The 22,988-nt window shown below is 65.7% G+C and carries 16 protein-coding genes, 2 tRNA genes and 1 pseudogene; 9 read left to right on the plus strand and 10 right to left on the minus strand.

The window, feature by feature from the left end:
- Window positions 1-9 precede the first annotated feature (9 nt).
- Window positions 10-1,017, minus strand: a complete 1,008-nt coding sequence (locus K8640_RS14945) for a hypothetical protein (RefSeq protein ID WP_223747646.1) — start codon at window positions 1,015-1,017, stop codon at window positions 10-12.
- A 435-nt stretch (window positions 1,018-1,452) separates the two neighbouring features.
- On the opposite strand from K8640_RS14945, the gene K8640_RS14950 reads away from it, so the two are divergent.
- Together K8640_RS14950 and K8640_RS14955 are read left to right on the plus strand one after the other, a co-directional pair.
- Entirely contained in the window at window positions 1,453-1,992 is a 540-nt protein-coding gene (locus K8640_RS14950; protein WP_223747647.1) for a hypothetical protein, read from the plus strand.
- A 14-nt stretch (window positions 1,993-2,006) separates the two neighbouring features.
- On the plus strand, window positions 2,007-2,813 hold the full coding sequence (locus tag K8640_RS14955; protein WP_223747648.1) for a DUF4347 domain-containing protein: 807 nt from the start codon (window positions 2,007-2,009) through the stop codon (window positions 2,811-2,813).
- 18 nt (window positions 2,814-2,831) lie between these two features.
- On the opposite strand, the gene K8640_RS14960 is transcribed toward K8640_RS14955, so the two are convergent.
- Complete coding sequence (locus K8640_RS14960) at window positions 2,832-6,203, minus strand: bifunctional serine/threonine-protein kinase/formylglycine-generating enzyme family protein (RefSeq protein WP_223747649.1); 3,372 nt, start codon at window positions 6,201-6,203, stop codon at window positions 2,832-2,834.
- 348 nt (window positions 6,204-6,551) lie between these two features.
- On the opposite strand from K8640_RS14960, the gene K8640_RS14965 reads away from it, so the two are divergent.
- Both K8640_RS14965 and K8640_RS14970 read left to right on the plus strand, forming a co-directional pair.
- On the plus strand, window positions 6,552-7,769 hold the full coding sequence (locus K8640_RS14965; RefSeq protein ID WP_223747650.1) for a glycosyltransferase family 4 protein: 1,218 nt from the start codon (window positions 6,552-6,554) through the stop codon (window positions 7,767-7,769).
- A gap of 99 nt (window positions 7,770-7,868) precedes the next feature.
- Entirely contained in the window at window positions 7,869-8,750 is an 882-nt protein-coding gene (locus K8640_RS14970; RefSeq protein ID WP_223747651.1) for an NAD(P)-dependent oxidoreductase, read from the plus strand.
- 9 nt (window positions 8,751-8,759) lie between these two features.
- Here K8640_RS14970 and K8640_RS14975 read toward each other — a convergent pair whose 3' ends face one another.
- From K8640_RS14975 to K8640_RS42515, 6 genes and pseudogenes are all read right to left on the minus strand, one after another.
- Window positions 8,760-9,626, minus strand: a complete 867-nt coding sequence (locus K8640_RS14975) for an ATP-grasp domain-containing protein (RefSeq protein WP_223747652.1) — start codon at window positions 9,624-9,626, stop codon at window positions 8,760-8,762.
- A gap of 11 nt (window positions 9,627-9,637) precedes the next feature.
- The gene (locus K8640_RS14980) at window positions 9,638-10,555 is read right to left on the minus strand and encodes a restriction endonuclease (protein ID WP_223747653.1); all 918 of its coding nucleotides are present in this window, start codon (window positions 10,553-10,555) and stop codon (window positions 9,638-9,640) included.
- A gap of 2 nt (window positions 10,556-10,557) precedes the next feature.
- Window positions 10,558-11,997: a hypothetical protein gene (locus tag K8640_RS14985; RefSeq protein WP_223747654.1), complete on the minus strand. Its 1,440-nt coding sequence runs from the start codon at window positions 11,995-11,997 to the stop codon at window positions 10,558-10,560.
- A gap of 119 nt (window positions 11,998-12,116) precedes the next feature.
- Complete coding sequence (locus K8640_RS14990; protein ID WP_223747655.1) at window positions 12,117-13,556, minus strand: N-6 DNA methylase; 1,440 nt, start codon at window positions 13,554-13,556, stop codon at window positions 12,117-12,119.
- The gene (gene hsdR, locus K8640_RS14995; RefSeq protein WP_255653079.1) at window positions 13,553-16,474 is read right to left on the minus strand and encodes a type I restriction-modification system endonuclease; all 2,922 of its coding nucleotides are present in this window, start codon (window positions 16,472-16,474) and stop codon (window positions 13,553-13,555) included. Before hsdR ends, K8640_RS14990 begins: the two co-directional genes overlap by 4 nt.
- Window positions 16,475-16,653: 179 nt before the next feature.
- Window positions 16,654-16,818 (minus strand): annotated as a pseudogene (locus tag K8640_RS42515) (hypothetical protein); the annotation flags it as partial.
- 327 nt (window positions 16,819-17,145) lie between these two features.
- Here K8640_RS42515 and K8640_RS15005 point away from each other — a divergent pair.
- The gene (locus tag K8640_RS15005) at window positions 17,146-18,627 is read left to right on the plus strand and encodes a hypothetical protein (RefSeq protein ID WP_223747656.1); all 1,482 of its coding nucleotides are present in this window, start codon (window positions 17,146-17,148) and stop codon (window positions 18,625-18,627) included.
- Between the two features lie 378 nt (window positions 18,628-19,005).
- Entirely contained in the window at window positions 19,006-19,362 is a 357-nt protein-coding gene (locus K8640_RS15015) for a DUF2019 domain-containing protein (RefSeq protein WP_141332889.1), read from the plus strand.
- 197 nt (window positions 19,363-19,559) lie between these two features.
- On the opposite strand, the gene K8640_RS15020 is transcribed toward K8640_RS15015, so the two are convergent.
- Window positions 19,560-19,632 (minus strand) — tRNA-Glu (locus tag K8640_RS15020).
- Between the two features lie 12 nt (window positions 19,633-19,644).
- A tRNA-Lys gene (locus tag K8640_RS15025) sits at window positions 19,645-19,717 on the minus strand.
- 193 nt (window positions 19,718-19,910) lie between these two features.
- Here K8640_RS15025 and greB point away from each other — a divergent pair.
- The 3 genes from greB (at window position 19,911) to K8640_RS15040 (ending at window position 22,956) form a co-directional block, all read left to right on the plus strand.
- The gene (gene greB / locus K8640_RS15030; RefSeq protein ID WP_141327954.1) at window positions 19,911-20,450 is read left to right on the plus strand and encodes a transcription elongation factor GreB; all 540 of its coding nucleotides are present in this window, start codon (window positions 19,911-19,913) and stop codon (window positions 20,448-20,450) included.
- 14 nt (window positions 20,451-20,464) lie between these two features.
- Window positions 20,465-21,412 (plus strand): deacetylase, encoded by a 948-nt coding sequence (locus K8640_RS15035; protein ID WP_223747657.1) that lies wholly within the window; start codon window positions 20,465-20,467, stop codon window positions 21,410-21,412.
- Window positions 21,413-21,636: 224 nt separating this feature from the next.
- On the plus strand, window positions 21,637-22,956 hold the full coding sequence (locus tag K8640_RS15040) for a PhoH family protein (RefSeq protein WP_046714397.1): 1,320 nt from the start codon (window positions 21,637-21,639) through the stop codon (window positions 22,954-22,956).
- Window positions 22,957-22,988 lie beyond the last annotated feature (32 nt).

Here is a 22,988-nt window from a genome sequence, read left to right on the forward strand (position 1 = left end):
GCGATGATTCTATTGCAATGCATTGAAGACCCCTTCCGCGCGAATGACCATGGTGTGCTTGTCGGCTGAACCGACGACAAATCCAATCAGCCGGCCTGCGTCATCCAGGACGCAGGCGCCGCTGTCTCCCTCCGCCGTCACCCGGCCAGCGAGGCGGATGAGTGAGCGCATCCTCCCGTCAACGCCGAAGTCGGCCGGGGCCTCGAGCGCATCAATCCACGACCTGCGCTCACCATCGACGGTGATGACACGGACGCCGATGTCGTGCTCGGAGGACTTCAGCGTGCGGACCCGGACAGGCGACCGCGTGGCGCGAGCGATATCGTTGGCCTGCAGCGGCCCAGCCCGCGCACCGTCGATCTCCTCGTCGTCGCGGTAGCGCCTCACCACGCCCGCGGGGATGCTCCGTCCTCCCGGGAGCAACACCGTCACCTGTCTCCCCGTGGCCTTCGCCACGTGGCCGGAGAAGTAGATGTCTCCGGTGTCGAAGGCCGCGCTGAGCGTACCGAGCTTGTCTCCCACTCTCACTTGCGTGAGGTTGCCCGGGCGCACCGGTGTCCCCCATTGCTTCGTCCCTGTGGGCAGCTCCTGCACGTCCAGCATCACGGTGTGACGCACGCCTCCGACCCGTGCCTGGAAGGGACCTTCGATGAGCGAGCGGACCTCGCGTGGTGGCTTCTTCTTTCGCACCCAGACGATGAGCGAGTCCGCCTGGCGTGGCAGTCCGCCCGTGTATTTCACGCCCCAGGACACGCCCACGACGTCCCGTCTGCGCAGGAACTTGCGACGCGCGGCCGTGAGGACCTTCTCACGGGCGCTCTCCGAGAGCTTGAGCTGCCGCCTGACCCAGGGAATACGTCTGTCCTGGTCCTTCGAGCGCGCCAGCTTCTCCTCGAGCCAACCCTTCATCCCAGGATTGGCGCGCAGGCTCGTGCGCAGAACCTCCTCGATGGAGAGTTGACCCGACTGTATCGCGCGCAGTGCTTCGAGGACCACGCCGCTTGCGGACGTGCTCATGGGCGGGCTCTTCTCTCCAACGCTTCAGTCAGACGCTGCTCTTCACGGTGCCGTGCGGACATTCATCCTCCCGATGAAAACCGGCTCGATGGCGCCAGCCCCCCCCTCGCACCTGGCACCATCGAGCCCACCCCCGTCGTTTGCGTGGGGCGCGCTTCCCCGGTGAGCAAAGCCCATGCCCGGTTCAGTCCAGTCGTGGACACACGTGCTCTCGCCCGGGGTGGTGTCCAATCGATTTGAATGCGGCGTGGGGGACTGTCCACTGGAGTTGACAGTCCAGGGAGCCGTCATTCAGAGGAGGCGGGCTGGCGCGCGGATTGCTCCTGTCGCGCGGCGAATGGGCTCAGCTCATTGCAGTGAATGACTTGTTCCTGGCGGGGTGTCGCAGCCACCGCCAGGGCTCGACACTCTCAATCCACTACCCCAGGAGCAGAGATGCCAGACGTTCCCCTGGCCGTATCCACCGAGGAGTATGGCGCCGCCGATATCGAACCCAAGGCGACCCCGCAGGAGTTAAGGCGCTGGTGGCTCCGGGACACCATCGGACCGCGCTTCTATCCCTATATCGTCAAGCGGGTCCGCGAGGAGACGACCTGTGACGGCTTGCGGAATTTCTATTTCCAGCTCGCGCGCAGGGAGGACCTGAGGGACCTCGTCGACCCCACCCAGCCGAAGCTCTTCATGGTGGAGTTGACCCAGCAGTTCCGGATCTGCTGGCCGGATCTCCCCTCGACCGCTCCGCGTGCGACGGACAAGCATCCGTATGGCTTTCTCATGCTGTCGGAGGCCTGGGAGACCAGTGCGAACCTGGACCTGGGAGCCACTCTCGATGTCAGGACCCTGAGGGAGGGAGGGAAGAAGTGGCCCATCGCCGCGAGCAACAAGATGTTGCTGCGCGCCCTGAGTGAGGACGAGGCCCTGGAGGACCTGCCGCTGCTCGAGGTCCTCAATGAAATCATGTTGTCTCTGCGCTAGAGGAGCCCACGCCCATGAAGACCCATCTCACGGTCGTTTCCTATACACGGGATTTCCAGACCCTCTTCGAGACCATCGCTGATGTGATTGAGTTACGGGAACAGCCGCACGACCAGAAGGTGCCGCGTCGTCCGCCGACGTCTCATGCCCTGGTCGAGCGCTGTCAGTACTGGCAGAACCTCCCGAACATCGCCTTGAATGTGGGCCGTCCCATCGACCTGCTGGACCTGGTGGGACATGGCTCGTCGGAGGAGTTCGAGCTCGGCGACGACACGTTCCTGGTGAGCGCAGTCGAGCCTCCTGGGGTCATCGCCATCCTGAAGCGGCTCAAGCCGCATCTCGCGCCCGACGCCCAGATCCGGCTGTTGGGCTGTGGGACAGGCGTGGGGGAGAGTGGACTGAAGATGCTGAAGAACGTCTCCAGGGCCCTGGAGCGAGAGGTGTTCGGCACGACCGTCGAGTTGCTCTCCACGGACTTCGTTCCCGGTGGCTTGAGCGAGGAGTTCACCTCGGCGTGGCTCTACTCCTCGCGCAATGACGTGCCGACCGCCGCCGGCAGCCGCGATGACACCTCCAGCCTGGTCCCGGAGCAGCCCGGGCCCTGGACGCGGAGGCTGCCGGGATTCGAGGTGATGGGGCGCGGCGAGCCCCTCTGCGGCGCGGGCTTCAGCCTCCGCGTCCAGGGGAAGCCAGTCACCGTGTCCGCGGACCGACGGTGGGTGTTCATCAAGGATGAACGGGAGCAAGCGCCCCTGATGCTGCGCTGGCCCAAGGTCGAGCCCGCGCCCGCCCTGGAGCAACTGCTGTCCACGCTGCGCTGAGCAGCGCACGCAGCGCGCTCAAGGGGGCTCGGCGCAGCGCAGGCCGAGCGCGAAGTCGAAGCGCCTGGAGGGGAGGTGGGTACTCCAGGCGACGTCGTCGTGTCGCTCCTCGAGCGGAGAGTCCCAGCGGCCTCCGGTGGAGATTCGCAGGCCCTCGTTCTCTCCTCGCGTTGAGATGCTCCGCGTCCACTCCCCCACGTTCCCCGCCATGTCGAGCAGGCCGTAGGGGCTGCGGTCCTCGGGGAAGGAGCCCACGGGGGCGGCGGCGGAGTGCCCATCGTCTCCACTGAGATTCGCTTGAGGATTTCGCCGGTCCACCACCCAGACAGTCCTCCTCCGGGGGGCCGGGTTCACCTCCGTGGCTCCGGGGCCGAGCGTCAGCCCTCCGCGAAAGGCCTTGCGCCACTCGTCCTCGGTGGGCAACTGCTTGCCCATGTATCGGCAGAAGGCCTGCGCATCGGCGGCGTCCACCCCGGTGACGGGCATGGCGGGCTCGAGCATCCGACTGAAGATGGGCAGCTTCGGCGGATGCTCCCGCCGCTCGAAGGTCTGCGGGAGGATTTGTGACTCGAAGAGCCGGAACTGCCCGTTGGTGACCTCGGTCCGGTCGAGCGAGAAGTCCGCCACCTCGACGAGGTGCTCGGGCTCTGGCGAATCCTCCGACTCCGGCTTCCAATACGGGCCCGCTGGGATGGGAATCGAATCCACCTTCGATGCCGCGCAGGTGGGGATGGGGAAGCGCAGCTCCCGCGGCGGCCCCCGCTGTCGGTCGTCGAAGTCCGGCAGTTGCCGCAGGCGCACGATGGATGGCGCGCAGCCCGGACGCTCCACGATGAGCCAGGACATGCGCGAGGGCGCCTCGACACGCTCGCGCAGGCTCCCGTCCGGCATCCGGCGGAGTCGGCTCCGCAGCAGCTCCTGCGGGGAATAGGGCCTGGCTTCTTCCGGGCTGGACGTTTCATCCGCGGGCCGCAGGGTCCAGTCCAGGTCCATGTCGGCTGCGCGAGTCCACTGCTGCTTCACGGGGTCGAAGTCATGGGGCTCCAGCACCAACTCGAACTCCCCCATGTTCGCGGCGGCCAGGCGGATGTCGTCCTGGCGGCGGATGGCCTCGAGCTGCTTCTCCCGGAACGCCCAGGCGGCCAGGAGGGAGACCAGGGCTATCAGGGCGAGGGCCGCGACATAGCCTCCCAACATCCACCTGCGTCGGCGTGTCAGGCTGCGCGCGCGTTGGCGACCTGCCTCCAGGAACTCGCGCGAGCGCGTCGGGAGTCGGACGTCCCACTCCGTGACTCGCCAGAGCGCCTGGCTCAGCGCCTCGTCCGTCCAGGTCTCGCCAACCTGCCGCCCGCGCTGCTCCCAGAGCTGGGATGCCTGCTCCAACTGCTGAACGAGGACGCGCTCCTCGTGGGTCTCCTCGAGCCAGCGCGTCAGGTCCGGCCAGGCGAGCACGAGCGACTCGTGGGCCAGCTCGATGAAGGGCTCATCCGTCTGGGGCTCCCGGGTGACGGTCACCAGCCGATTGGTGAGGAGCCGCTCGAGGACCCGCGCCCCCTCCGCGCCCAGCCCCTCCAGCAGCTCCGTCTGAGGGCGGGGGCGGCGGGTGCCCGCGGCGGTCACCAGTCGTAGGAGCAGCGCCCGCGCCTTGTGGAACTCCTCGGTCGGGAGCTGACGCAGCAAGCGCTGTGCATGCGAGGCCAGCGCGCCACCCACGCCGCCCAGCGCCTCGTGGACGGAGGCGAGCAGCAGCCGTCGCTTCGTATCCCGCTGCTCCCAGAGCGCCATGCAGGCGAACTGCAGCAGCGGAAGGCCCGCGGCGAGCTCCTGGACTTCGGCCACCAGCCGCGGAACGAGTGAGGCGTCATCGGTCGAATAGCCGACCCGGCGCAGGGGACCGCTGATGGCCTCGTGGAGCGCCGCCGGGCCCAGTCGCGCGAGCATGAAGGCCGCCCCAAGATGGGGCCGCAGCGGCTCCTGCGAACAGTAGGCGCCCAGATAGTCATCCCTGAGCACGAGGACGACGCGCCACCGGTCATCCGCGGCGGCGATGGCGGCCAGGCACGTGGTGAACTGGAGCCGCTCCTGGGGCGCGGCGAGCGTGAAGACCTCTTCGAACGCATCGAAGGCGAGGAGCACCCGCGTCTGCGTCACCTCACCGCGCCGCCGCAGCAGCCGGACCCCTTCGCCCGGGCGCCGGGCGAGGACCTCCCTGGTGGCCTCGGCGGTAGCCTCGTCCTCGAGCCCCGCGACCAGCATGGCGGCCAGCCTCCCCAAGGGGTTCGGGCCAGGGCGTGTGACGAGCACCGACCAGCGGTCCATCTGCCGCAGGCGGGGAATCACGCCGGCATGGAGGAAGGAGCTCTTTCCGATGCCAGAGGGCCCCACCAGCGGGACGAGCGGCTCGTGGCGCAGGCGTTCGATGAACGCATCCAGCTCCGGCTCCCTGCCGAAGAAGTCCTCGGCGTCCCCCTCCGTGAAGGGGTGCAGGCCCCGGAAGGGCGTGAGGTCTCCCGCGCGGCTGTGCCCCGGGCCGAGGGCTTCCGCGAGCGCCTGGGCGACCTGCTGCGCGGAGGGCCGATGCGCGGGGGCGATGGCCAGGCATGCTCGCAGGAGTTGGCCGACGGGGAGCGCCAGCTCGCGTGGTGAGTGCTCGAGAGGCCAGGGGGAGAAGACGAAGCTCGCGAGCTGCTCATCGGTCAGCGGCCTTCGTCCCTCGAGCAGCTCGAAGGCGATGATGCCGAGTGACCACACGTCGATGGCGGGTGAGGGAGGCGCTCCGTGCCAGCGCTCGGGAGCCATGTAGGCGGGAGTTCCCGATGCGGCGCCCTGCTCGGTCCCCGCGTGGCGGGCCAGTCCGAAGTCGACGACGCGGACCCGTCCGTCCCTGGGCAGCAGCACGTTCTCGGGCTTGAGGTCCGCGTGGATGATGCCATGGCGGTGGGCTTCGGCGGTTGCCTCGGCGATGGCGCGGCAGATGCGGAGCGCTTCGTTGGGACCCGGCGGCTCGTGGGTGAGTCGATGCCTCAGGGATTCGCCGTCGATGTACTCGAGCGCGAGGTAGGGGCGGCCGTGGTGCTTGCCCACGCCGTGCACCGTGATGATGTGCGGATGGTTGAAACGCGCCGTGGTCCGGGCTTCCTCCAGGAGCCGCTCCGCGTTCTGCTGGCCCAGCAGTTCGACCTTGAGGAACTTCAGCGCGACCCGGCGTCCGAGCGAGAGGTCCTGGGCGAGGAACACCTGCCCCATGGCGCCTTCACCCAGCGGCTTCAGGATGCGAAAGCCGTCCACCACGCTGTCGACTTCAAGGATGCCCTCGCTCTCGGTCAGGAGGGCGAGCTCGGGGCCGCGCGCCATGTCGCGAGTGTCCGCCACCCGGGAGGATGGGTTCAACCGGGAGGCCCACCCGACTCCCCAGGAGAGGCGCTGGGCGGGTCTCGCCATGAAAGGGCCGTGGCGGCTGGGTTGAGTCGCTCACTGGAGGGCTGTCTTGGTTGGCGTTGAAACCACCATGGGTTCCGAATGCCCGACGAAGAGGCGGAGCGATATTCCCTGCCTGTCTGTCTGGAGCCGCGAAGGAGGTTCGGGGTGGGGCATCCCAGACCTCTGCCGATTCTCTCTTGCAAAGAGAGGCGTGCGGGGCCGTCTGGGGGCGGATTGCAGTGCTCACTTTCTTACCTCTCTCAGCCTGCCGGGCTAGGGTGCGCCATCGCCCGCAGTCGTTTGGATAGAACACAGGCCATGACCGCCGCCCCCTTTCGTCTGGGAATGCTCATCCCGGAGTTCCCCACGCAGACCCATGCCTTCTTCTGGCGGGAGATCACCGCCCTGCGCGCCATGGGCGTGGAGGTGCATGTCTTCTCGACGCGGCGTCCGGTGGAGGACTGCCCCCACGAGTGGGCTGCGCATGCGGCCGCTGAGACCACGTATCTCTTTCCGCCCAGGCTCTCTTCGGCGCTGGTCTCTCCAAGGGACTTCCCGGGCATGGCCCAGGCGCTCACGTACGTCTCCAAGCTCTCGGTGGGTGTGAAGCAGAAGGCTCGGGCATTGGGGATGCTGGCCTGCGCGGTGGACTTCCTGCACCACGCGCGGGAGCGGAAGCTGGACCACGTGCATGGGCATTCGGCCGCGGATGCCGCGCATGTGCTCGCGCTGTGCCGGATCCTGGGAGGGCCGCGCTACAGCTTCCATCTCCATGGGGATTTGCCTGTGTATGGGACGGACCATGCCGCGAAGGCCTGGGATGCCACGTTCGTGGCCGCCGCCGCGCGCCCCATGCAGCGCGAGCTCATCGAGTCCGTGGGGCTTCCTCCCGAGCGGACGTATACCCTGTGGATGGGCGTGGACACGGACCGCTTCCGCCCTCCGGCGAAGCGTGCGCAGTCTCCTCGGGGACTGCACCTGGTTTCGATTGGGCGACTCAATCTCTGCAAGGGGCACGTGCATACGTTCGCGGGGTTGCGCAAGGCGTTGGACCGGGGCCTGCGTGCGCACCTGACCTTGGGCGGGCGAGGGCCTCACGAGGAGGAGATCCGTCAGTCCATCGCCCGTTTCGGATTGCAGGCGCATGTGGACATGGTGGGGCCGCTCGGAGAGGCCGCCGTCATCGAGCTGCTGCACGGCGCGGATGCCTTCGTGCTGTCCAGCACGGGGCTTGGAGAGGCTTCGCCCGTCGCGGTGATGGAGGCGATGTCGTGTGGTGTCCCCGCGGTCTGTTCCATCATTGGTGGTACGCCGGACATGATCTCCGATGGGACGGATGGGCTGCTGGTGGAGCAGGGGGACGAGGAGGGGTTGGCGAAGGCCTTCCTCCGGCTCGGGCAGGACGCGGCGCTGCGTGAGCGGATGTCCCGCGCGGCCCGTGAGCGTGCCGTGCGCTCCTTCGATTATCGCGAGACGAGTCGGAGCCTGCTGGATGCCATCCAGCAATCGCGTGCGCCGCAGCGCCGGGCCGCGTGACGGGCGGTCGGTCCGCGTCTGAATCCTCCGGGCTTGTGGTCTACTCGCGCCGCACCGCATCCATGTGCGGCGCTTGAACGACACACCTGGGGATGACAGATGACATCGACGCGTCCGACGAAGCTGACGGTGATTGGCAGTGGCCTCATGGGAACCGCGCTGGCGCGCGCGTTCGCCACGGCTGGGCACGAGGTCGCGGTCTGGAACAGGACCCACGCCAAGGCGCAAGCGGTGGGCAGTGGAACGCTGGCGTTCGAGAAGTTGAGTGAGGCGGTCGCGGGCCGCGAGCTTGTCGTCGTCTCGCTGTCGAACTACGCGGCCTGCGCGGAGTTGTTCTCCTCGCCGGGCGTCTCAGCGGCGCTCGCGGGGAAGACGCTCGTGCAGCTCACCAGTGGGTCGCCGGCGGATGCGCGCAGTGGCCTGGAGTGGGCGAGCGCTCACGCTGTGGACTACCTGGATGCGGCGATCCTCGCGTATCCCGCGTTCGTGGCGACGGAGTACGCCACCGTCTTCTACGCCGGGTCGCGAGCTGTCTTCGAGCGACACGTGGGGACGCTCCAGGCGATCGCGAAGAACTCCGTGTATGTCGATGAGAAGATTGGGGCGGCGGCGACGCTCGACTGCGCGATTCTCGAGGCGTACTACGGCGGCACGCTGGCGGTGCTCCACGCCGCGGCCATGTGTAAGGCGGAAGGATTGGACCCGAAGTTGTTCTTCGCCCAGAAGAGCTCGTTCCTTGGATTGATTTCTGTCACCGCCGACGCCGCGCAGGGAATGGTCGAGCGCAATGACTTCACGGGTGACCAGTGCAGTCTGAATACCCATGTCGCGGCCCTCGAACACATCGTCCGGCTGAGCAGCGATGCGCGCATCAGCACCCGCTTCCCGCGGGAGTTGCTGGAGAATTATCGGCGGGCCCTCGGTGCGGGGCTGGGTGAGCAGGAGTTGCCCGCGGTGTTCCGGACGTTGGAGAAGGACTGAACCTCCGGTTCAGTCCCCGAGTGCGCCTGCGATTGCCGCGATGAACGTAGCTGGCGATGTGCTCTTCGGGCGATCGCTGACCTGGCCGTCTCCCAACTCGACGACACGCCAGACTCCGTCCGCGCGCAGCACGAGGTCGACCGTGACGAACGGCAGGTCAAGTGCTGCCACGGTAGATGCAATGGATTGGAGATTGGTACCCGTCGGCAGGTCACCAGGTGTATCGGGATGCGCGGTGACGAGGATGCACTGTCCATGGACCCACCACGTTCTCGCCTCCGTGGTGGTGAACTGCTCGAAGGCCCGGACGACCAGTCCGCCCGCGAAGTCCTCTCCGCGCAGTTCCAGGAACCTGCGGGCCACGGCTCGGGCCGCTGGAAGGTTCGCGGCGTCGGGGACGTACGAGGCTTCTGCCCAGGAGTGCTTGAGTGACTTCACATAGTCGCGCAGCACCGCGGGTCCCGAGCCCAATCGCGAGCAGCAGGCCTCGAATGCGTCCAGGTCCGGCCCATCGGTCCAGACGGAGTGCGGGGTGAACCTGCTCAGCGCGTCGTACCATCGAGGGAGCCAGTGGGCGTTCTCGAAGCTCGACGGCGAGGTCAGCAGCGTCACCCCGCGTTGCGCGGCGGCGGCGGCGAAATCGGTGTACTGCCGTACCGTGAGCATCCATCCGCGATACAGGGCGGTGCTCGTCCGTGCGCCTTCGTCAGGTCGAGGTATCCACCGCACGGCCTCCTCGGCGGCACTTCTGCACAGGGCATCGTGATCCACGACGGCGATGGAGTGGCCGGCGGCACGCGCGGCGATGGCCTCGGGCTCGAAGTGTTCGTCCACGAGGCGAGGCGCAATCGGGTTCGATGGAAAGATGAAGAGCACCGGGGATGCACTCACTCATCTTCACCGAAGTAGTCGAGATCCAACTTCTTGACGGTGTAGGTAGCAACCTCGGTGACTCCGACGCCATGATCGATCATCAGTTTGGCAAGCTCTCCTCCATCGATGAGGACGATCTTCTTCTCGATCTGACGCACATACTCCCGGGCATCACGGCTGAATGCGGAAGTTGTGATGAGCACACCCTTGCGGGCTCTTTGTCCCTCCAGGCTGCCAGCGAATGCCTGGACGACGGGCCGACCGACCGGTTTTGTCCAGCGCTTGGCCTGAATGTAGACAACATCAAGACCGAGGCGATCTTCCTTGATGATGCCGTCGATGCCTTCATCTCCGCTCTGCCCGACAGCCTGACCGGCGTCCTTGCGTGAGCCGCCGTAGCCCATGGTCACGAGGAGATCGACGACCAGCTTCTCGAAGAACTTCGGGTCGCAGGCCTTGATGCGCTCGAGGACTTCGTCCGCGAGGCGCCGCCGTAGCTCCTGGTAGCTGTCTTCGAGGATTTCCTCTGGTGTCTCCGTACTGGATGGAACTTCCGGAGCGGAGGCTTGCTCGTTGGAGGCCTCATGACGGAGGGCCGCGAAGGCGTTGTACTCCGGGAACTGCTCCAGGAACTTCATGTCGATGCGGCTTGGTCTGCGTTGGAGTACCTCCTGGCCCCGAGCGGTAATGCGGAACCGCCCGCGCCCGTTGGGTTCCAAGAGGCCGGCCTTCTGTAGATAAGTCTTCGCCCAGCCGACCCGGTTGTGGAGCCGCCGCTGCCGGCCACTGGGGAGCAACTCGTTGCGCTCCTCTTCGGTGGCCTTGAACTCTGAGGCGATGGATTCCACGGTCTCGCGGAGTGTGTGATCTCTACCGTCCTGGGCGAGCCGGAGGATCGGGAGCATCGCGCTCTGAAAGTCGGGGATGGCCATGGTCAAGCGAGCCTGGGAGTGCGAAGCCGCTTCAGCGGTTTGGGGTGTTGTTCATGTTTGCTGCGCACAGCGCGGATTTTATCAAGGAGGACAGACGCAGGTTCATCTGTCGGGTCCTGGGGTACAAGTTCTCCACGAAAGGCCTTAGCAAGGATTTGTGGTTCCAGTCCTTCAAGTTGTCTGTGTCCCGCAGCCCAAGCAGTGAACACCCTGCTGAGTGACGTAAACGCGCTGTCCACTCGCCTCTCGATCTCCCGCCGCTCCTGCTCGGGAGGGAAAGGAACAGGTAAAGGTCTCACCTCTGCGAGATTTAGGACAGGTTGGGCGCTTCCTCCCGTTGCGGTCGCCATGAGTCGTTGTCCGGCTGGTCCTTCGAGAGCGCGTTGTACCCAGGTCTCAAGCCCTGAAATAATGGGGAGGACAGCAATGGCTCGGCTAACGTTTGCACCGCGCAACTCAGCGGGGGCGACCGCTGACCGTCCAATACTTGCACCAACTAGGTTGAGTAGTACCTCTCCGCCGGAAAGCCTTGTTTTTCTGAATTCTTCATCTAGCGAGCGCGAGATGCGGAAGTCATCCTCCAGGCTCATGAATCCATTTCGCACCTGGCCGCTCTTGATGAGTCGCACACCATCGCGAACATGCTCGCCAGGCTTCAGTACACCGTAGGCGATACGTCTTGCCCCTGTGGTTAGCTCCTCGATGGTTGCCCACTCCCAGCCGGCTGGTAATTCTTCTCGTTCTGTCGATGCCAAAGACGCAGGGGCATCATATCGTTCCTTCCAGCAGTCGTCCCTAGGCTCCTTCCCTTTGGTTTGCATTCGCTCCAGTTCTGTTATTTCCCAAAGGTGGCGGCGCTCAGTGCGGATCCGTTCCAACAGCTTCGAGGCAGGCTCCACGTTCGGATTAGCAGCACGCCAGTCTTGCGTCAGGTCGCCACGGAACGCGGCTGCGAGCACCGACTGCCGAAACCGCTCCAACAGCGCCGGGATGGCGTCCAAGGCTTCTTTCGCGCGGCGGCTGCGGGCCAGGAGGGCTTCGAGCTTGGCGACGATGCGTCGCTGCTCCGGTGCCGGGGCGAGGGCTATCGGCGCTGAACGGATTTTCTCCTGCGAGAGATTGCGCATCGAGTCACTGGTCCCCGTCGCATCCTCTTCGAATACTTCGCGGACCCAGTTCATACGGAGCGCGTGCAGTAAGAACCGTCGGCTCACATCGGCGCTCGCCGGCACTAGACGAAGAGTCTTATCTGAGAGCATCAGTCTCGGATAGTCCTTGTCGACAATCACTACTGCGCCAACAAGTTGGACGGTATTGGCTCGTGAAATGAGGAGGTCGCCTTGGCGGACGGTTAGTCTCGGATCTACTTGATAGGAAGGCGGGAGCGACTTGTTTTCTTCCGGGCGGAACTCTCCCCAACTCACGGCGCTCACCTTCAGCACGCCGTTCTCCGTCGGCCCAATGGGGCGGCCTTCCGCCTTCGGACTGTGGCCTGCTTCGATGTCCGCAAGGAGATCGCCAAGAGGAACCCAGGTCCATCCCTTTGGAAGAGCGTGCTTAGTCACGACGGCAGGGTCTCATTCGATTCGAGCATTGCTGATAAGGTCTCAAGGTCAGTGAGAGCTATCTGGAGTTTGTCGCGGATCTCTGCGGCGATGACGTTGGGCGACTCTATGTTGTCTGTATTGCTGACCCCTTTTTCTTTGAGCCATATTAGGTCCAGATTGTCGCCACGGGTCTTGAGTTCCTCTCGCGTGAACTTCCGGAATCGACCATCTGTACCTTGGTCCTTACGCTTGTTTTTGCCATGGGAGTCATGGCCGAGCGCCTTCTCGAAGTCAGCGAAGTGTTCGCGCAGGAAAGGAGTACGCTTCCCGTAGGCAGGGGCATTGGTCCGCATGTCGTAGAACCAGACGGCCTTCGTGTTCCCCTTGTCCGTCTGTCCCCGCGTGAAGAACAGTACGTTGGTCTTGACCCCCTGCGCGTAGAAGATGCCCGTCGGCAGCCGCAGGACCGTGTGCAGGTCACACTTGTCCATGAGGTCGGCGCGGATCTCCTGACCGACGTTCTCCTCGAAGAGCACGTTGTCCGGAACGACGATGGCCGCGCGACCACCGGGCTTCAGTCCCCGGTAGACGTGCTCCAAGAACGCGAGCTGCTTGTTCGAGGTGGGGAACGTGAAGTCGTCGCGCTCGGGCTTGCCGCCGCCTTTCTTGGTCCCGAACGGCGGGTTCGTGATGATGATGTCCGCCTTCGGTAAGTCGCGCCCGACAGGCGACAGCGTGTCACCGAGGATCAGCTCACCCTCCAAGTCGTGCAGGGCCATGTTCATCAGGGCCAAACGACGGGTCTCCGGAACCAGTTCCACGCCATAGAACGCCTTCTTGCGCTGGAACTCCTGCTGCTTTTCCGTGAGGTCGAAGTAGTTGTCGGTCTGGACTCGGACATACCGGTCGGCGGCAATGAGGAACCCGCCAGTGCCGGCGGCCGGGTCCTGCACGGTCTCACCTGGCTGCGGCTTCACCACCGCGATGATCGCGTCGACCAGGGGCCGAGGGGTGAAGTACTGTCCCGCCCCGGACTTCACCTCCGTGGCGTTCTTCTCCAGGAGCCCTTCATAGAGATCACCGAGATTCTCACGGTCCACTCCGTACCAATCGAGCGCATCGAGAGCCCTGACGAGCGCGTTCAGGTTCTTCGGGTGCCGGAGCGACGTGCTGGCGTTCGCGTAGATGTCCTGGACGCGCTTGCTGCCGTGGGTGCCGAGGTGGAGGAGCAGTTCCCGATAGAACCGGAGCTGCTCCGTGCCCTCGCGTCTGGCAAGGTCGTCCCAGCGGTAGCCCTTGGGAAGCTGATCCTCACGCTTGGTCTCCTTCGCCATCTTCAAGAACAGCACGAAAGCCAGCTCGGCAACGTACTGGTGGTAGGTCACCCCGTCCTCGCGAAGGAGGGAGCAGAGGTTCCAGAGCTTCTGTACGAGATCGTTCGCGTTGGTGTTCATCCGGTCGCCTTGCCACCTTGTTGCCAGAGGGCGTCGCTCAGGTCAGTAAGAACCTGCTCCAGCCGGCCCTCGAAGACCTTGTTGATGTGCGTGAAACCGCCACTCGCTTCGAACTGGCCGCGATCGAAGGCGTCCTTGTCCATGACGGTCTCGACCTTGAGCTGCCTGGCGATCCGTTCCAGCCACTTCCGCTGTGGTGGCGTCCAGGTGTTCCCTTCCAGCACTCCGCGTAGGGCGCGATCCACTCGCTCGGAGTAGGGGACCAGGGCCTCGCCGAGGGCCCGCTGTCGGATGAAGCCGATGATGGAGGCGGCGATATCCTGGTTGGTCATGTCCCTCCATGCGGTCTGGAGCGAGGCTTCGTTGTATCCGGCCCGGTCGAGCGTCAGCTTCAGCTCCTTGAGTTGCTGCCGCGTCAGTTCCCGCGGCCGCTGGCACACCACCATCAATGCCGGCATCACGTTCTGGTTCTTCCGGATGAAGGTCTCGAACTCATCCAGGTAGTCCTTCGGCCGCACGCGCCCTGGCCCATAACCACGCTCCACGGACTTCAACTGGTCCGCGTGGTCGCTGACGTAGACGACCGGTCCCGGTCCCGTGGTGGTGTCGAGGAGCTCGCCGAGCTGAGGGCGGCTCGAAATCCAGGCAGCTATCTCCACGGGAGGCTTCGCCCGGAGGAAGGTCAGCACGTCCGCGACGGGCATCCCAGCGATGGCCTCGAAGGGCTCGGCCAGCTTGTTCTCCAGGACCCGCCGCTTCCGCCGCAGCTTCACCACCAACTGGTCGATGACCTGTCGCTGCACGTCCGAGTCCTTGAGGCGCTGCAGCTCCTCGATGAGCTGCGAGAACGTGAAGGCGGGGTTCACGACCACCGGTCTCATCGACGTGAACGGCTCCAGCGCGGCATAGAGGTCCACGGCATCGAAGACGCGGAAGACCTCCTTGCCGATATCGTCGCACCGGCGGGTCCCTCGGCCGAGCATCTGCTCGTAGAGGATGCGGCTCTTCACCCTCCGCAGGAACACGAGGTTCACGATAGGGGGCACGTCGATGCCGGTGGTGAGCAGGTCCACCGTGACGGCGATACTCGGTCGTTTCTCGTTCTTGAACCGACGGATGAGCTGGAGGGGCTTGTCCGAACTGCCAGTGATCTTCATCACGGCGTTGTCGTCCACGCCCCCGTATTGGGCGTCCAACGCCTTCTTCAACGCCGCCACCACGATGTCCGCGTGCGAATCCGTGGCGCAGAAGATGAGCGTCTTCCCGTCAGCGGAGGGGTCGATCTGCCGTGCCAGTTCCTCGCAGACGACGCGATTGAAGTTCTCGGTGACGACCCGCGTGTTGAACGACTCCACGTCGAAGGACAGCTCGTCCTTCATATGGATGAGGTCGATTTGCTGGGTCTGGGTGTTGTAGGTCGGGACCTCCTCGCCGCTGGCCCAGCGGATGCCTCCGTCGGACAACTCCGTCGTGATGCGGAGTGGGGGCTCATGGTCCACGAGCCATCCGTCGATGACGGCCTCCGGGTAGCTGTAGGTGTAGACCGGATCTCCGAAGATCTGGGTCGTGTGCAGCGCCGGCGTCGCAGTGAGGCCAATCTTCACGGCGTCGAAGTGGTCCAGGACGCGGCGGTACGTGCTGATGTAATCGTCCTGACTCCGGAAGCTCAGCTCCGAGTCGCTCATCTCCCGGTCGAGCGTGTAGCCGCGATGGCACTCGTCCACGACGATGCAGTCGTAGTCGTCCACCTTGGGGCGCTCACCGCCCTCCGTGTAGAGGATGCGCTTCACCATCCCTTGGACCGTGGCGAAGTGGAGCTTCGTCTCCGGGTCTGGTCGAACATCCTCCATGCCCTTCACGTTGAAGATGTCCGTGAAGGTCTGGAGGTTCTCCAGGCGCGCATGCTTGAAGGCGTTGATGGCCTGTTCTCCCAGGGCGCTCCGGTCCACGAGGAAGAGCACCCGCCGAAAGCGCCGGGTCTTCACGAGCCGATAGACGAGCCCGATGAACGTGCGCGTCTTTCCGGTGCCCGTGGCCATGGCGATCAGGCCTTCACGGCGTCCGTTCTCCAGCGCCGCCTCGACAGCCTGGATGGCCTTGACCTGGTAGTCACGAAGGCCGAGGTACTCAGTAGGCTCCGCGCGCAGGGCCGTTTCCGACGCGGCGCGGTCCTGCTGGAGCAGGTCACGCAGCCCCACTGGGGAGTACCAGCCAGCGAGTGCTCGGGGATGGTGGGTCGAACGCCGAGCATCGAGGAAGTGGATTCCGCTCTTCAGCTCGAGCTGGCGCAAGTACGGTCTGCCATTCGTCGCGAAGAGGAACGGCACCTGGTACTTGTCCCAGGGCCCCCCTGGGAGCACCTCTTCCCCCTGGCGCTGGTAGCCCTCGCTGTACCGTTTCGCCTGCTGGATGGCCCCGGCCGCATCCTTGCGGCGACGCTTGGCCTCGACCACGGCCAGGACCTCGAGGCCCGCGAAGAGGACGTAGTCCGCGGGGCCACTCGCCGTGGGCCACTCCGAGATGGCCAGGTTGCGTCCACGCTGCGGACGCGTGCCGGCCGCGAACGTCAGGCTCTGTGAGTCAGCCTCCCAACCGGCTTGACGGAGCTGCTCGTCGATGAGCTGCCTCGTGTCTGTTTCGTCCAGGTCCAGGTCCGCGCCGGCTGCTTGTGCCTGCTGGACGAGGCGGTCGAGCTGTTGGGTGGGCTTCGCCGCGGCTTGGAGTTGCACGGCGTCGAGGCTGGCCTTGAGCTTGGTCTCGGCCTCCTCGGCGAGTGCTTGCCAGACCTCACGTTCTTCTGCGTCCCTCCGGCCTCGCTCTTCCGCGGTGAGTCGTTGCCGGGCTTCCTCGTCGGCCGCGGCTCGAGAGGCCTCGGCGCTGAGCCTGGCCTGTGCGAGCTCGCTTCTGAGTCGCTCCAACTCCTGGGCGAGCGCTTGCGACTCCCGAACCGGATCGGCGGAGGAATGAACGGACCCGGATTGAAGCCCTTCTCCGTGCCGAAGCTCCGGTGGAACCAGATGGCGAGCACCCGGGCGAGCTTCAGCCCGTGGAGGGCCTGGCTGTGCGTCCCTCGGGCTTCGTGCGCGGCGACGTTTCCGGCTCGACGGATGTCATGGAGAACCTGTCGAACCTCGACAGTGAGCGCGCCGCGCGAATCCAGCGCCCGGATGAGGTCCACCTGGGGCTGGTCCGCGGAGGAGAACAGGCCGAGGCTCGCGGCGGCCCGCTGCGCGAGGACCTCCGCGAACTGCCGGAGCTTCATCAAGCAGGTCGTGGGATCTTCCGCGAAGTACCGCTCTGCCTGTGCTCCCAATGCGACCAGGAGCGGGTCGTGAATCCGCAGGAACTCGAAATTCGATGAGCGCGGTAGAAGGGTGGGCACACGGTGATGCTACCTCCGGAATAGCGATTTCCGAGGTTCTCGCGCGGAGGGTGGAAATGGACCTCCGCGCAGATGTCCGGACGTCCTGGTCGCCTTCCTCCTCGCTGCGCGGCGAGTGCGTGCGGCCACTGTTGGCTTCTTCGAGCGTGTCAGTCGTGCGTGCCAGGATTTGGGGGCTTTCCGTGGAAGGCTGCGAGAGGAAGAGGAATGCGTGCTGGCCTTTGGGTGGTGGGTGTCGCCCTGCTGTTCATGGGCTGCGCTGGGGTTGATGCGTCAACTCGCAGGGACACGTTCCATCAGCGCGCGGGACTTCCCGGGGAGCGGTGGAGCGTTTCGGGCGAGGACCCCGAACGCGAACAGGAAGCGGAAGAGGCCGACACCTCATCGAGGCAACCGCTCTACCGCCGCCACATGTTCCGGGAGTCTGTGTCCCTCGGGGCAGGCCGTAGGCAGCAGGATGCGTTCGATGTCCTGCTTCAGAGTGCGGGACTCGAAGAGCGCGACACGCGGCCAGTCGCGGGAAGTTCTCTCTCACCGACTCACGCGGCGCGACTCCTCAAAACGCTGTTGAAGAGGGACGTGACGCTCGGCCAGTTTCCTGCACGTGTCGCGGTGGGCTTCCTGTTGCGGGAGGTGCTGGCGACGGGTGAGGTGTCGCGGGGGGAGCTGGTGCGCCGGGTGGCGCGCTTCAACCATCTGGCGGTGCTTCGGCCTGACGGGCGCCTCGCATGGGTGCATAGCGGAAGGACACAGCAACGGGTGGGGGATGTGGAGTGGAAGGACGGGGCCTTTCGAGCGCACGGCTTCGAACTGGGTCGCTTCTACGATGGGCGGACTGGCGTCTTCCGGTTGCTGAACGACGAGCTGCGGGAGGAGAACGGCTTCCCACTGGCCGACGTCCACGATGATGCCGACGTCATCAGCCGCACCCTGGACGGGGCCGAAGAGGCGTTCGTCGGGCTCGCCCTCGCGGTGGGCAAGTTCTTCTCGACGTCACCAGCGGACAACCTCGCGGCGCTCCGGGAGATGCCCGCCGCAGTGGTGGCACTACTGGAGTCATCGCCCGAGTACCTGGAGCGCTTCCAGTACATGACGCGGGGCGAGCAGGTGCAGGCCGTCTCCAGACTGGTGACGAACCTCGTGGCCACCTGGGGGACCGTGTCCGCCGCGACGCGCACGCTGGGGGGAACAGGCTTCGCCACGTCAGAGGTCCCAGCGCTCGTGTTGGCCGCCGATGGCACCGTCGCCATGCGACTCGTGTCCGCATCGACGGGGCGTGCTGCGGCGGTGCTGAGCGGTGGGCCAGGCGCCGCCATCGTCCTTCAGCGCGCAGGGGAGGGAGGAGGCTCCAGTTCGACGCCACCCGCTGGCCCTGGCGGCATGAAGTCCTACTCGTCGTTCAAGTCCTTCAAGCGAGCGATGGGCCCCGCAGGTCCGGGGAAGGAGTGGCACCACATCGTCGAGCAGACCGACGGCAATGTGGGGAGGTTCGGACCGAAGGCGATCCACAACACGGAGAACGTCGTCGCGCTCGACAAGGAACTTCACATGAAGGTCAGCGCGTTCTATTCGTCGAACCAGCGCATCTCAGGAGGCAAGACTGTGCGTGAGTGGCTTAGGGCTCAATCGTATGAGGCTCAGCGCGAATTTGGGTTGAACATCCTTCGCGACTTCGGAGCTCTCCCTTAATGAAGACGCCCGCAAAGTCGTTGTCGCTTCAAGCCCTTGGTGCGCTCTATGCGGAGGCTGCCGCTGCACATGGTGCTGGGAGCGAGTCCGGCGACTACCGAGCGACCAACGCACAATTTCGCAGGATTGACGCGGCCTGGAGAGAGCTTCGAGCACGAGGCGCTGAGGGCACAGGCGTGCTTGCGAGTTTGATGGTCAGCGAGAATCCACACGTGAGGGGATGGGCGGCTTCGCACGTCCTAGAGGCAATGCCCGAGGCTGCGGAAGCTGTTCTTGGCGAACTCGCTAATGGCCCCCCCGGGGTCGCCCGGTTCAATGCGGAGATGGTTCTGAAAGAGTGGCGGGCCGGTTCCTTGAAGTTCGACTGAGGAAGGGGCAATGGCGCTATCGATTTCGCAGTTGGTCGAGGAGTTTGCAGAGAACGTCGCCGCCCAAACGGACTCCATTTGGCGCGGTGATGCCAAGACCGGGAACAAGCATGCGAATCGATGCATCGCCGCGTTCAAGAAGCTGCGTGCTCACGGAGATTCAGGGCGGGACGCGCTGGCCCAGTTGTTCACGCACCCACGGATGGACGTGCGCACCGCTGCTGCGACCTACCTGCTTCGGTACAGAACCGTAGAAGCCAAGGCCGTGCTCGAAGAAGCGGCGAAGGGCGAAGGGCTCATTCCCTTTGAGGCTCAGGAGGCGTTGAAGCGCTGGGCAGAAGGCGCCTGGAGCCTCGATCCGGAGTAGCGCCAGCAGCGCGCTCGCTTGGCCAGGAGAGAAGAGGTCCCCCGACTTGCTGGCCTGTGTCGGCTCGCGCTCGTCGAACTTCACCTAAGAGCGCTCGTGTCGTTACCCGGACTGGCGTAACGCCGTAGTAACGCCACTCAGCGGTCAAAAACGAACGGGGTTGGACAGTTCGCACCGTCCAACCCCGCGTTTTTACATGTCCCCGACGGGATTCGAACCCGTGTTACCGGCTTGAAAGGCCAGCGTCCTGGGCCTCTAGACGACGGGGACGTCGTCACTGCATGAGTCGCGGGGGGATCGAACCCCCGACCCTCGGCTTAAAAGGCCGGTGCTCTACCATCTGAGCTAGCGACTCGCACTATTCTTTTGTCCAAAATCCTCGGGCAACCCTCCTGGGCCCCGGAGGCAGGCGCTTCCTACCAGCACTCCTTCGCGCTTTCCACTGGCGAGCGCACGTCCGGCATCCTGACAGTGGCGTGCTCGTCACTTCGGGCACACCCGTCCCCTCGGCCCCCACCTCCGTCAGCCATCGGCGGTATACAAGTCCCATGTCCCAGGACCTCTCCCCAGATGAGCACGATGACCTGGAGGCCGAGGACGGCGAGGAGAAGGCTCCGTTCCGTCGCTACCTCACCCGCTCGGGCGCCGAGCGGATGCACCGGGAACTCATCCGCCTGCTCAACGAGGAGCGCCCCAAGGTCACCGCCGAGGTCTCCGCCGCTGCCGCCCAGGGCGACCGCTCCGAGAACGCCGAATACATCTACGGCAAGAAGCGCCTGCGCGAAATCGACCGCCGCATCCGCTTCCTCCAGCGCCGCCTGGACACCGCCACCATCGTCACGCCTGCTGAACAGACCGACCGTGCACACGTCTACTTCGGCGCCACCGTCACCCTGGAGGACGAGGACGGCCAGCGCACCACGTACCAGATTGTCGGGTCCGACGAGATCGACGCCGCCGGAGGTCGCATCAGCGTGGAGTCCCCCATTGGACGCGCCCTCCTGCGCAAGGGCGTGGGCGACACCGTGGAGGTGCGCCGCCCCCGCGGTGAAATCGAGCTGTCCATCGTCGACATCCGCTACGACTGAGTGAGGACGCCCCCATGCCTCGGACGCTGCCCATCAACCCCCGCTTCCGCCGCATCTATCAGCACCTGAGCGGGGCGGACCTGGCCGCGCCCGAGCTCGAGGAGCTCTCCCTCGAGGACCTCGGCCTGGGCGACTCGCAGAAGTCCCGCGTCGGCCTGCTCTTCGGCACCTACAGCCACCCGGGCCTCGAGCGCGTCCTGCGCGCCTACGGCCTCATCCAGCGCGCCGAGGAGCGCGTGGGTCCCGTGGAGCTGCGCGTCCAGGGCGAGGACCCCTTCCGCCCCCGCGTCATCCTCTGGAGCCGCCGCTTCTACGCCCCCGTCGCCGACCTCTCCCTGCGCATGGCCACCGGTGCCGAGGTCGGCCTGGGCGACGCGCTCGCCACCGCGCCCCTGCTCTACGTGGACGCGCTCCTGCTCCAGAATCCGGGTCGCCCCTTCGACTGGCACCGCCCGCCGCTCCCCGGCCAGAGCCACCCCGGGCTCGCGCTCTCCGCGCAGCTGCTCGAGGTGCTCATGCTCATGGCCCGCCGCATCGGCGCGGAGGCGCTGGCCCTCACGCCCTCCACCTTCGCCGCCGCCAGCGTCTATGACCGGCGCTTCCTCTTCGTGGACGGCGCCGCCCAGGGCCGCTTCCTCGCCATGCGCGACGCCGGAAGAGGCCGTCCGCGCTGGCTGCTCGCGTGGGCCGTGGAGCTGGGCTGCCTGCGCGACGCGGAAGGGCAGCCCGTTCCCTTCACCCCCATGCCCATGCTCGCGCCCCTGAGCCGCCGGTTGATCCGCACGTTCGACGCGAAGCGCTGGGCCGAGGCACGCGAGCAGACCGGACGACAGCCCCTCACGCTCGACGAGGAGGCGCTCCAGCAGCGCTTCCCCTGGCAACGCATGCCCCCGGGGCCTCCGCCCGAGCGATTGGCGGAGCTGCTCGGGTATGATCCGCTCGCCCCCGTGCTGGCCCACTGAGCCGCGCGCCCCCGGAGTGTCGGCCAGCCCACGTCACCCCCTCAGCGAACGCTTCGACGGGAGGACCGGTGCGGGGCGTGGGGTTTCGAACAGCCCGCGTTCACGCACGAACACGGCTGCTTCCGTGGGAGCCGCTGCGTATATTGGAGTGAGCGTCAGGCACAGCCACGTCGCACGGTCACCAGCGGTCGCACCCGTACCCATCAAGGTCGCGCGAACCCACGATGCGAAAGAACTTCATCCTCGACACGAACGTCCTCCTGCATGATCCGCGCAGCATCTACGGCTTCGAGGACAACAACGTCATCATCCCCATCTACGTCATCGAGGAGATCGACCAGTTCAAGCGCGACCTCTCCGAGCTGGGCCGCAACGCCCGCCTCGTGGCCCGCTACCTGGATGGTTTCCGCGCGGAGGGCTCGCTGAAGGAGGGCGTACCCCTGCCTCGCGGTGGCATGCTGCGGGTGTCCTTCACGGACCGTGAGCTGCCGCTGTCCATGGCGGACAGCAACCTGATGGACAACCGCATCCTCGCGGTGGCCATCGACCTGATGGAGCAGGAGCCGGACACCCAGGCCGTCTTCATCACCAAGGACACCAACCTGCGCATCCGCGCGGACGCCCTGGGCCTCATCGCCCAGGACTACGACACCGAGCGGGTCGAAATCACGGAGCTGTACACCGGCTTCACCGAGCGGCTGGTCCCCAAGGAGCTGGTGGACCAGATGTACAAGCCCGGCGCCGAGGTGGAGCTGCCCGACGTGGACACGCTCTTCCCCAACCAGCTCGTGCTGCTCAAGGACGAGACGAACCCGTCCCACACCGCCATGGGCCGGCTGCACGGGCTCAAGAACCGGCTGGTGCCGCTCCTGCGCCAGAGCAAGGAAGGCACCTGGGGCATCCGCCCGCGCAACATGGAGCAGGCCTTCTGCCTGGACCTGCTGCTCAACGACGACATCAAGCTGGTGACCATCGTCGGCAAGGCGGGCACGGGCAAGACGCTGCTCGCCATCGCCGCGGGCCTGCAGAAGGTGACCGAGGAGAACCTCTACCAGAAGCTCCTGGTGAGCCGTCCCATCTTCCCGCTGGGGCGCGACATCGGCTATCTGCCCGGCAGCGTCGAGGAGAAGCTCAACCCCTGGATGCAGCCCATCTTCGACAACGTGGAGTTCCTGATGAACCTGAGCCGCGCGGACAAGAAGGCCGGCCGCGGCTACCACGAGCTGTTGGACCTGGGGCTGATGGAGATCGAGCCGCTCACGTACATCCGCGGCCGCAGCATCCCCAACCAGTTCATCATCGTGGACGAGGCGCAGAACCTCACGCCCCACGAGGTGAAGACCATCATCACCCGCGTGGGCGACAACACGAAGATCATCCTCACGGGGGACCCGTTCCAGATCGACAACCCCTACGTGGATTCGACCAACAACGGCCTGGTGCACGTGGTCAATCGCTTCAAGAGCGAGAAGATCGCCGCGCACATCTCGATGGCCAAGGGTGAGCGCAGCGCCCTGGCCGAGCTCGCCGCCAACCTGCTCTAGGCACCTGGGGTGCCCAAGCGATAGAGACGTGT

Source organism: Myxococcus sp. XM-1-1-1 (genome assembly GCF_020037095.1).
In the GTDB taxonomy this organism is placed as follows: Bacteria; Myxococcota; Myxococcia; order Myxococcales; family Myxococcaceae; genus Myxococcus; species Myxococcus fulvus.